General features: G+C 71.2%; 6 protein-coding genes. 4 read left to right on the plus strand and 2 right to left on the minus strand.

What is annotated here, in order from left to right; all coding sequences use genetic code 11:
• Positions 1-134: 134 nt before the first annotated feature.
• On the plus strand, positions 135-1,088 hold the full coding sequence (locus FV228_RS18365; protein ID WP_147855947.1) for a methyltransferase: 954 nt from the start codon (positions 135-137) through the stop codon (positions 1,086-1,088).
• The gene (gene egtD, locus FV228_RS18370; protein ID WP_147855942.1) at positions 1,085-2,044 is read left to right on the plus strand and encodes an L-histidine N(alpha)-methyltransferase; all 960 of its coding nucleotides are present in this window, start codon (positions 1,085-1,087) and stop codon (positions 2,042-2,044) included. The genes FV228_RS18365 and egtD overlap by 4 nt, the downstream gene beginning before the upstream one ends.
• 540 nt (positions 2,045-2,584) lie before the next feature.
• On the opposite strand, the gene FV228_RS18380 is transcribed toward egtD, so the two are convergent.
• Positions 2,585-2,818: a hypothetical protein gene (locus FV228_RS18380; RefSeq protein ID WP_147855944.1), complete on the minus strand. Its 234-nt coding sequence runs from the start codon at positions 2,816-2,818 to the stop codon at positions 2,585-2,587.
• A gap of 127 nt (positions 2,819-2,945) precedes the next feature.
• On the minus strand, positions 2,946-3,923 hold the full coding sequence (locus tag FV228_RS18385) for a helix-turn-helix domain-containing protein (protein ID WP_147855948.1): 978 nt from the start codon (positions 3,921-3,923) through the stop codon (positions 2,946-2,948).
• Between the two features lie 360 nt (positions 3,924-4,283).
• On the opposite strand from FV228_RS18385, the gene FV228_RS18390 reads away from it, so the two are divergent.
• A complete protein-coding gene (locus tag FV228_RS18390) occupies positions 4,284-5,249 on the plus strand; it encodes a helix-turn-helix domain-containing protein (protein WP_147855945.1) in 966 nt (321 codons plus the stop codon).
• A gap of 167 nt (positions 5,250-5,416) precedes the next feature.
• Positions 5,417-5,940: oligopeptide transporter, OPT family (locus FV228_RS18395; RefSeq protein ID WP_246693948.1), on the plus strand; the 524-nt coding region annotated here is incomplete at its 3' end.

Raw genomic sequence — 5,940 nt, forward strand, 5'->3', positions numbered from 1 at the left:
GGCCGGTCCCTTCGCGGTCCCGGCCCGCGCGCACCGCCGGACGATGCGAAGGGCCGACGAAGTCTGGGGCCACCGCCCGCCCGAGTCCCGCCAGACTTCGCGTCGTCGACAGGCGGGGTCCGGCCGATGACGCGATCCGCGGCGTTTCCCGAAAACAGGACGCCCTGCTGGCCCTGGGCCGCACCCTGCGCGACAGCGGCTACACCTTTACGACGGTGACCCCCGCCACCCATGCAATCGTCAACGCACGGTCGTGCAACGCCGAAGCGCGCAACCTGCGCGACGTGATCGGCTGGAGCCGGCCGTTCCGGGCCGAGATTCTGCCCGGAGAGGTCTTGAGCCGGCTTCGGGACGCCGGGGCCGTGGTCGAGGACGGCGCGCTGTTGCGCCCGACCGTCCGGTTCTCCAGCCTCGACGGCGAATTGCTCGCGCATTCTTCCTATCCGCCGACCGCCACCGATGCGGTGTTCTTCGGGCCGGACACGATGCGCTTCGTCGCGGCGGTGGTGGCCCATCTGGAGGCGCGGCCGAGTCCGGTGCGCCGGGCGGTCGATCTCGGCTGCGGTTCCGGGGCTGCCGGGATCTGCATCGCCAAGCGGTCGCCCGGGGCCGAGGTGGTGCTGGTGGACATCAACCCCGCCGCGCTGCGGGCGGCCCGGGTCAACGCCCGGCTGGCCGGGACCGACGGCGTCGACGTCCGGCACGGCGACATGCTGCGCGACGTCGAGGGGACGTTCGACCTGATCGTCTCGAACCCGCCCTTCATGATCGATCCGGCGGCCCGGGCCTACCGGCACGGCGGCGGTCCGCTCGGGGCCGGCCTGCCGCTGGCGGTGGTCGAGCAGGCGATCGCGCGGTTGGCGCCCGGGGGCAGCCTGGTGCTGTTCACCGGGGCGGCGATCGTCGCGGGGGCGGACCCGTTCCGGGACGCGGTGGCCGAGGCCTGCGGCCGCGCCGGCCTGGACTGGACCTACCGCGAGTTCGATCCGGACGCGTACGGCGAGGAGCTGGCCAAACCGGAATACGCCGCCGTCGAGCGCCTCGCTTTGGTGGTGCTCACGGTGAACCGGCCAGGGACCCGGCCATGAGCGAGGCCGACGGCGGGCGCGATGAGGTCCTGAACGACGAGTTCCTGAACGATGTCCTGGCCGGCCTCACGGCCGATGCGAAGACCCTGCCGGGCAAGTATCTCTGGGACGAGACCGGCTCGGACCTGTTCGATCGGATCTGCCACAGCCCCGATTACTACCCGACCCGCCAGGAGATGGCGTTGCTGCCCCGGGTCGCGGCCGAGCTGGCGGGCACGGTCGCGCCGGGCGTGACCGTGGTGGAGTTCGGCAGCGGCGCCAGCCGCAAGATCCGCACCCTGCTCGACGCCCTGACCCGGCCGGCCGCCTACGTGGCGATCGACATCTCCGGCGAGTACCTGGAGGGCGCGATCCGGCGCCTGGCCGCGGATTACCCCGACATCGCCATGGTGCCGGTCTGCGCCGACTACGCCAAGCCGGTGCCGCTCCCCGTGGCGGCGGGGCCGGGCGGCATCCTGGGCTTCTACCCGGGCACCAGCATCGGCAACTTCGCGCCCCCGGAGGCCGGCCTGTTCCTGGAGCGGGCGCGCACGACCCTGGGGCCCAGCCTGTTCCTGGTCGGCGCCGACGCCACGGTCGAGCCCGAGCGCCTCCAGCGGGCCTATGCCGGCGCGGACGGGCTGATGGCGGCGTTCCACCGGAACATCCTGGTCCGGCTCAACCGCGAGCTCGGGGCCGACTTCGACCTGCACAACTTCCGGCACGGGATCACGCTGTGCCCCGATCCGCTGCGGGTCGAGGCGCATCTCGAGGCGCTCCGTCCGGCGACCTATCACCTCGGCGGGCGGGCGATCGCCTTCGCCGCGGGCGAGCGCATCCGCACCGACACCTCCCACAAGTACACGTCGGCGGCGTTCCAGGCGCTGGCCCGCCGGAGCGGCTGGCAGCCGCGCGGCCTGTGGCAGGCGGAGGACGGGCGCTTCAACCTGCACCTGCTGGAGCATGCCGGCGGGTGAACGCCCGTCGAGGCCGGGCGCGTCGTCCGGCGTGGGGTATGGTGCTCACACGGCGCTGTCGGAGGCGCGCAACGGCCGGGGCCGGGCGCGTCTCGCCCCCCTCTGCGGGCTACCGGATTCACACGTCGGCTTGCGAAAGCCGCGACGCGCCCCCTCTCCCGTGCGGGAGAGGGTTGGGGCGAGGGGGCAGGTCTCTCCGGACAGGTCGCACCCCTCACCCTCTCCCTCTCCCGCACGGGAGAGGGGACCGGCGCCGGATCCTGCGACCGCGTTGCCCAGCCCGATCCGTGAATCCGGTAGCGCGCGGGGGGGGAGGGAGCCGCACCTGGGTCCGGCCGTCGCGTCCATCCCGCCAATGAGGAGAGGGCCCGTGTCTGTGCCGAGCCGGCGTGTCGTCCAGCCGCGGACGATCGGGTTGCGACATGGGAATCCGTCGGCCCCTCGGGCGAAGCCCCGTCGAGCCCAGCCACGGGGCGGATCGGAGCGGCCCCGGACCGGAGGCCCGCCGCGTAAAGGACCCTCGCCCTCAGGCGCACACGCTCACGCGGTCTGGAACGGCCGGTGCTTGTCGTCGTCGGTGTCGGTGGCCGCGCCCTTCGGCACGGTGTCGGTCTCGACCATGCTGCGCTGGTCGCGCGGCGGCGGCGGGAAATCCGTCAGCGGGCGCCAGGGCGACGCCGGCACGCCCATCCGCACGGCGTTGGCCGAGCGGAACAGCCAGGCCCCCACCAGCATCCAGGGCACGACGAAGAAAACGAAAGCAGTGAGTCCCACGACGATCCTCCCGGGCTGTAAGCCATTAAGCGCGCCGCCGAAGTGGATACCGGTTCGGCGTCAGCGAGCGCGTCGAATCAACGCCCTCATGCAAACGCGTGACCGGCCGCCATCGATCCGGGGGGCTTCACGCCTCGTCGGAACCCGCCGGGGCGCCCAGGAGGGCCCCGTGGCGATAGGCGCTGGGCGCCAGGCCGTGGCGCTCCTTGAAGCGGCGGGAGAAATGGGCCTGGCTGGCGAAGACGCAGCCGAACGCCAGGGTGCCGATCGGGAGATGCGCGCAGCCCGGATCGGCCAGCCGTCTGGTCGCGGCCTCCAGCCGGCGCTGCCAGATCCAGTCCGAGATGTGCTGGCCGCGCTCGTGGAACAGCTCCTGCAGCCGGCGCAGCGAGACGCCGACCGCGGCCGCGAGCTGCGGCGGGTCGAGGGTCGTGTCGCCGAGATGGGCTTCGACATAGGCCTTGGCGCGCTGGACCACGACGGTGCCGTGCAGCGGCCGCGGGACCTCGCGCGCCAGGCGCTCCGCGATGCTCGCCACCACGAGGTCCACGGCGACCGATCCCATGCGGGACGCCGCATCGGGCGTGAGCTGGGGCCCCACGCGGATCAGTTCCTGGACGAAGGTCAACGCCAGCGACGTGGACGCCAGCTCCGCCCCGACCGTCAGGGCCGTGTAGAGCTGCGTCGATCCGAGGGCGCTCGCCAGGCGCTCCCGGGGGACTTCCAGGAGCAGGGATCGGCTCCCCGCACTCGACGTGTGGACGGCCGGCCGTTGATCGAGGAGGACCAGGTCGCCGGCGCCCACCACGGCATCCCGGCCATCCTGAAGGGTGCTCGAGGTGCCCGCGAGGTTGAAGATCACGGCGACCCCGGCGTCGCGATCCTGACGCCGCATCAGGTCGCTGGTCGTCTCGTTGCGGACGGCACCCTGGGTCACCCGCGTCAGGTCGAGGGACCCGACCCGGGCGACCTCGAGCTTGGCCGCGAAGGGGCCATCGTCGAGGCGAGTATGATCGACCTTCGCACCGAAACCGATCAAGGCGTCTTGCCAGAGCCGGAAACTGTCGCGCGGATGCAATCCTTCCGTCGAGAACAGTGTCTGCATGGAATCCACGGCGGCCCTTCTTCGGTGTCGCGACCGAAAAGTCCGGTACCGTACACAACCAGGGTTTTCAAACACGGCGCGAAATTAACCTAGGGATGTAAGTATTCGTCCTGGGGGTCGCGGCGGGGCGCCTTGCGATCGTTCAGGTATGGCCGCGGGCGCAAGCCGTCGACGCGTGGGGACGGAACACGGAACCGTGACCCGATTGCTCGTCGGGGTGCCAGCGCCTGTGACCGATTTGCAAGACGGTTACGGACGGCCATCGGAAGCAGAAAAACAAACATACGATAGTTTATAAATCGAGCGATCCTGCGATGACGGCTGAAAATCTCAGGTTTCGAGCAGTTCGGCCGAGGGTGCGTGCAGACAGTCCTTTCAACACGTGAAATCAAAGAGAGCGCGCGGTTCAAGCTGTGGCGTGAAGTCATCTTCGACCGCATGGGGCCGATTGAGCTGAGTCAAACCTGTGATCGACCTTTCGAAGGACTGATACAGGCGGCCGATGTCGGTAGCTTGCGGATCACCCGCATTCGCGAAAGCAACGTGCGGTCGGAGATCACGCCGCAGACCCTGCGTCGGCGGGAGCGGACCGGGGCGGTCTTCGCGCTGATCCAGCTCGAAGGCCGCTCGATCAACGTCCAGGACGGCCGGGAGGCCATCCAGGGAGCCGGCGAGATCGTGCTGCTGGCCGACCGCCCGAACGTGCACGTCTCGGGGGCCGGCGACCAGTCCCTCGTGCTCGAGATCCCGGTCGCGCCCCTGACGCACATGCTGGGGCCGACCCGGCACTTCACCGCCCTGACGTTCGGGGGCGACGACGGCACCGGCGTGCTGGTGAAGGCGTTCTTCAGCGATCTCGTCCGGGTCCACGCGGACCTCGACGCCGTCACGGCCGAACGCATGGCCGGCGTCGGCATCGACCTGATCGTGGCGAGCCTCGCCGAGCGCCTGGCCAGGGCGGTGCCGCGACCGCTCCACGGCAGCGTCGTGGTCCAGCGCGCCAAGGCCCATGTCGAGGCCAACCTGGGCGACACGACCCTCGATCCGCCCCGGCTCGCGGCCGCCGTCGGGGTTTCCCTGCGCCGGCTGCAGGAGCTGTTCCAGGAGCGCGGCCAGCACATCTCCGATTGGATCTGGCAGCGCCGGCTGGACGCCGCGGCCGACCGCCTTGCGGATCCGGGCTGCGCCCACATCGCCATCGGCAACCTCGCGTATGGCAGCGGCTTCACCAACCAGGCCCACTTCGCCCGCCGCTTCAAGGCGCGCTACGGCCTGAGCCCCAGCGCGTACCGGGCCGTTTCCGCGAAGCCGCCCCCGGGCCGGTGATCTGACGTGCCCCCGCCGGCCCGGGCCGTGGCGCGGCCTCGCGCCTGCGCGACGGGCTCAGCTGCCGCCCCCGACCCGTCGCAACGCCGCAGGCGGGATAGCTTTCGGGACTGCGGTGGTTTGCGGGACGACAGCATGGGGGCAGGATGGACGCCACCAGTCCTAGAATGGCGCCCGAGACCGCGCCGAAAGGCCCGACCGCGCCGAGAACCTCGACCCCGCAGGCGCATCCGGCGGAGCTGACCCTGCGCGGCATCGCGCTCGGGACCGTCATCACGGTCGTCTTCATGGCGGCTAACCTCTACATGGGGTTGAAGACCGGGATGACGTTCTCGTCCTCGATCCCGGCCGCGATGCTGTCGATGGGCGCGTTCCGGCTGATGGGCGGCGCCGGCATCCTCGAGAACAACATCGTCCAGACCCAGGCCTCGGCGGCCGGCACCCTGTGCAACGTCATCCTGGTCCTGCCGGGCCTGGTGCTGATCGGGCACTGGCACGGCTTCCCGTTCTGGCAGACCACGGCGGTCTGCGCCCTGGGCGGCCTGCTCGGCGTGGCGTTCTCGATCCCGTTGCGGCGGGCGCTGGTCTCGGGCAGCGACCTGCCCTACCCGGAGGGCATCGCCGCCGCCGAGGTCCTCAAGACCGGCCACGAGGAGGAGGGCGGCCACGGCCTGCGCGACCTGCTCGCCGC

Origin of the sequence: Methylobacterium sp. WL18 (assembly GCF_008040015.1) — a bacterium.
Taxonomy (GTDB): Bacteria; Pseudomonadota; Alphaproteobacteria; order Rhizobiales; family Beijerinckiaceae; genus Methylobacterium; species Methylobacterium mesophilicum.